Below are 4172 nucleotides of genomic sequence, written 5' to 3' on the forward strand. Positions count from 1 at the left end.
GGCCAGCAGGTCGGCGGCCCGAAGCGACGACACCGGTCCCGTCCGGGCCGCCGACCTGCTGGCCGCGGTACGGCAGTGCAGACCGATCTCCCGCGGTCGTTACCGGCTCGACGCCGGCGCGCCGCCCACCGTTCCCGTCTGCGGGCTGGACGACGCCGTCTTCTGGAAGGCCGACATGGACATCGACTGCGACGGGCGTCCCACCGCCCGCTGCAACCACCGCACCGACCCGCACTTCTCCCCGGCCACGGCCTACCGGCAGTCCGACGGCCGCCGCCTCGACGCCGAACGGCTGCCGTACGTCGTCCTGCCCGCGGCGAGCCGCATCTGGGACCATCGCGCCCACGGCGTGGGCGGGGGCTCGGTCGCGGCCATCGTCTACCGGGACCGTGTGGAGTACGCGGTGGTGGGCGACATCGGGCCGCGCGAGATCATCGGCGAGGCCTCGTACGCCGCTGCCCGGAACCTGGGCATCCCCGCCCATCCCAGCACCGGCGGCGTGAGCTCGGGCGTGACCTACATCGTGTTCAAGAACTCCCGGCTCGACGCCATCGAGGACCGTGCGGCCGCCGTGGCCCTCGGCGAACGGCTGGCCCGCCGGCTGGTGGACGGACAGGCGGCCCGGGAGAGCGACGAGGCGGCGCGGGGAGACGACGGCGCGACACGGGGGAGCGACGAGCCGGCCCGGGGCCCGGCGCAGGAGAAGGGCGAGCCGGCAGGGGAGAGCCGGGGGACCGGCGAGCCGGCCCAGGGGAACGGCGACTCGGTCCGGGAGAGCGACGGGACGGCGCGGAAGGACGGGCCAACGGCCCGGAAACGCGACGGGACGGCGCGGGAACGATGACCCGTGCCACCGCCCCACGCCCTCGGCCGCCGCTCACACCTTCCGGTAGCCGTACGCCTCCGTCGCCGCCGCCTCCACCGCGTCGAGGTCGGCTCCCGCCGCCGCCGTGACCACCGCGGCCACCGCGCCCTCCACGAACGGAGCATCCAGCAGACGGGTGTTGTCCGGCAGCTCGTCGCCCTCGGCGAGCAGCGTCTTCACCGTGAGCACCGCACTGCCGAGATCCGTGAGAACGGCCACCCCGGCCCCCCGGTCCACGGACGCGGCCGCCGCACGGACCAGCTCGGCACTGGTGCCCAGCCCACCGCCCTCCTGACCGCCGGCCGTGGCCACCGGCACCCCCGCGGCCCCTCCGGCCAGCCCCTTCGCCATCTCGGCCACCGACGCCGCCACCTCGGCGCTGTGCGAGACCAGCACGATCCCGACGGTCTTGTCCTCGCTCGACTTGTCGCCACCCATGTCAGGCCTCCGCCGCCGCTGCCTCGACGAGTGCGGCGATCAGCAGGGCGGACGACGTGGCCCCCGGATCCTGGTGCCCGATGCTGCGCTCGCCCAGATAGCTCGCCCGGCCCTTGCGGGCCAGCAGAGGCGTGGTCGCCACGGCCCCCTCCTCGGCGGCGGCACGCGCCGCGGCGAAGCCGTCACCGAGCGCGTCCACGGCCGGTACCAGCGCATCCACCATGGTCTTGTCGCCCGGCGCCGCCCCGCCCAGCGTCATGACCCCGCTCACCCCGGCTCTGAGCGCTTCGGCCAGCTGCTCCTCGCTCACCTCGGCGGCATCCCCGAGCGCCTTGCCGGTACGGCGCAGCAGCGTGCCGTACAGCGGTCCCGACGCGCCGCCGACCTTCGAGATCAGCTGACGCCCGGCGAGGATCAGGACCGCACCGGGAGTGTCCGGTGCCTCCTTCTCCAGCGCGGCCCGCACGGCCGCGAACCCGCGCTGCAGATTGCTGCCGTGGTCGGCGTCCCCGATGGGAGAGTCGAGAGCGGTGAGCCGTTCCGCCTCGCGGTCCACGGCCTCGGCGGTCGCCGTCATCCAACGGCGGAAGAAGTCGGCGTCGAGCACGGGATCTCCCTTGCGTGGTAGGTGGGGTGGAGACGGTTCCCAGGACTCACATGCCCCAGCGCAGGCCCGGCGTATTCACAGGAGCGTCCCACAGACGCAGCAGTTCCTCGTCGATCCGGCAGAGGGTGACCGAGGCACCCGCCATGTCCAGCGAGGTGACGTAGTTGCCCACCAGCGTGCGGGCGACGGCCACGTTCCGCTCGGCGAGCACCCGGTGCACCTCGGCGCAGAAGCCGTACAGCTCGAGCAGCGGGGTCGCGCCCATGCCGTTGACCAGCAGCAGCACGGGATCGCTCGGGTGCAGGTCCTCCAGGATCGCGTGCACCGCGAAGTCGGCGATCTCTCGCGAGGTCATCATCGGCCGCCGCTCCCGTCCCGGCTCCCCGTGGATGCCGATGCCCAGCTCCAGCTCCCCGGGCGGCAGGTCGAAGGTGGGGCTGCCCTTGGCCGGGGTGGTGCACGCGCTCAGGGCGACACCGAAGCTGCGGGAGTTCTCGTTGACCTGGCGGGCGATCGACTCCACCCGCTCCAGCGGCTGCCCCTCCTCGGCCGCCGCACCCGCGATCTTCTCCACGAACAGCGTCGCACCGGTGCCGCGCCGCCCCGCCGTGTACAGGCTGTCGGTCACCGCCACGTCATCGTTGACCAGGACCTTCGCCACCTGGATGCCCTCGTCCTCGGCGAGCTCGGCCGCCATGTCGAAGTTGAGCACGTCCCCGGTGTAGTTCTTCACGACGAACAGCACACCCGCCCCGCTGTCCACGGCCGCCGCGGCCCGCAGCATCTGATCGGGCACCGGCGAGGTGAAGACTTCCCCCGGACAGGCCGCCGAGAGCATCCCGGGTCCCACGAACCCCGCGTGCAGCGGCTCGTGCCCCGACCCGCCGCCGGAGACGAGGGCGACCTTCCCGGCCACGGGCGCGTCCCGCCGTACCACCACCCGGTTCTCCACGTCGACCGTCAGCTCGGGATGGGCGGCCGCCATGCCCCGCAGCCCGTCCGCGACCACGGTCTCGGGAACGTTGATGAGCATCTTCATGGGTACCTCCCAGGGATCTCGGCGGATGTGGCCCCGACCCGCGTTTCCGCCGATCAGGTCGCGCGGGGGCTGTTGTCGATCTCGGCGGTCCGTGACGCTCGGAAACGGTGTCCGGCGGTGCCGGCGCCGGTTCGGCGCCGACGCCGCCGACGGCTCGTCAGGAAACTCGGACGGAGACTCGGACGGGCGGACGGAGGAGACCGAAGCCTCCTACCGGCAGTATCGGCCTTGTGGCGGCGAAGGACACCTGTGACGACCGCACAGGTGGACGAGAAAACGGGCGGCTGCGGGCCCACCGGCGTCTCACCAGGCCGGCCCGTACCTGTCGGACGGAAACGGATCGGGCCCGGCCGAGCGGTGAATCACCGGTGCGGCGGAAGGGCTCTTCCACCGGGTGGTGTCCGAGGTGCGGCCCCTTCGCCCGCCGGGGACGGACCAGCCTGCGCGGTGCCGGCCACGACGACCTGCGCCACCGCCCCGGGCCGCCCCGCGCCTTCAGACCGCCGCATCGCGTGTGCACCGCGTCCGCACGACCCTGGAACAGGGGCGTACGTCCCTGCCGCACTGCCCGGGGGTGCGGTGTGATGGAGGTGAGGGAGATGCGATGAAGAGAGAACCGGCTCCGCGACCGCGCTGCCCGACGGACCGAGGTACGCCATGACCCATCGCACGTTCGCCGCACGGCTGCGCCGCCTGACCGCGGCGGTCGTGCCACCGCGGCTCGAACCCGTCCTCCTGGCCGTCACCGTGGCGGCCCTGACCGCCGGCGGCATCGCCCGGCTCGCCGGTGCCGGAGCCCTCTCCGACCTCTTCTGGGCCCTGGGCACCCTCTTTGCCGTCGTCCCCGCGGTGATGTGGGTGCTCACCGCGCTGCGCCAAGGACGCGCGGGCGTGGACCTCATCGCGGTACTCGCGCTCGGCGGCACCCTGGCCGTCCACGAGTACCTGGCCGGCGCCCTGATCGCGCTGATGCTGGCCACCGGCCGCACCCTGGAGGCCGCGGCCCAGCGCCGGGCCTTTCACGATCTGCGTGCCCTGCTGGAGCACGCGCCGCGTTTCGCACGCCGCCGCACCGGCGCCGACGTGGTCACGGTGCCGCTGGACGAGGTCGCCGTCGGCGACCTTCTCGTCGTCGGCCCGGGCGAGGTGGTCCCGGTCGACGGCCGTGTGGAGAGCGCCGCCGCCGTGCTCGACGAATCGGTGCTCACCGGTGAGCCCCTCCA

The 4172-nt window shown here is 73.6% G+C and carries 4 protein-coding genes and 1 pseudogene; 2 read left to right on the top strand and 3 right to left on the bottom strand.

Annotated features, from left to right (window positions below):
- Window positions 1–616: pseudogene (locus tag CCN35_RS14995) on the top strand (glycoside hydrolase family 75 protein); the annotation flags it as partial.
- A gap of 261 nt (window positions 617–877) precedes the next feature.
- Here CCN35_RS14995 and CCN35_RS15000 read toward each other — a convergent pair.
- Genes CCN35_RS15000 through dhaK form a run of 3 tightly spaced genes read right to left on the bottom strand, consistent with a single transcriptional unit; the run spans window position 878 to window position 2949 of the window.
- A complete protein-coding gene (locus tag CCN35_RS15000) occupies window positions 878–1303 on the bottom strand; it encodes a PTS-dependent dihydroxyacetone kinase phosphotransferase subunit DhaM (RefSeq protein WP_067389641.1) in 426 nt (141 codons plus the stop codon).
- Between the two features lies 1 nt (window position 1304).
- Window positions 1305–1910, bottom strand: a complete 606-nt coding sequence (gene dhaL, locus CCN35_RS15005) for a dihydroxyacetone kinase subunit DhaL (protein WP_067389644.1) — start codon at window positions 1908–1910, stop codon at window positions 1305–1307.
- 46 nt (window positions 1911–1956) lie between these two features.
- Window positions 1957–2949, bottom strand: coding sequence for a dihydroxyacetone kinase subunit DhaK (gene dhaK / locus CCN35_RS15010; RefSeq protein ID WP_067389648.1), 993 nt, complete (start codon window positions 2947–2949; stop codon window positions 1957–1959).
- A 657-nt stretch (window positions 2950–3606) separates the two neighbouring features.
- Here dhaK and CCN35_RS15015 point away from each other — a divergent pair.
- Window positions 3607–4172 (top strand): P-type ATPase actuator domain-containing protein (locus CCN35_RS15015; RefSeq protein ID WP_483883421.1); only part of this gene is annotated, 566 nt, incomplete at its 3' end.

Source organism: Streptomyces thermovulgaris (genome assembly GCF_002155915.1).
Classification (GTDB): domain Bacteria; phylum Actinomycetota; class Actinomycetes; order Streptomycetales; family Streptomycetaceae; genus Streptomyces; species Streptomyces thermovulgaris.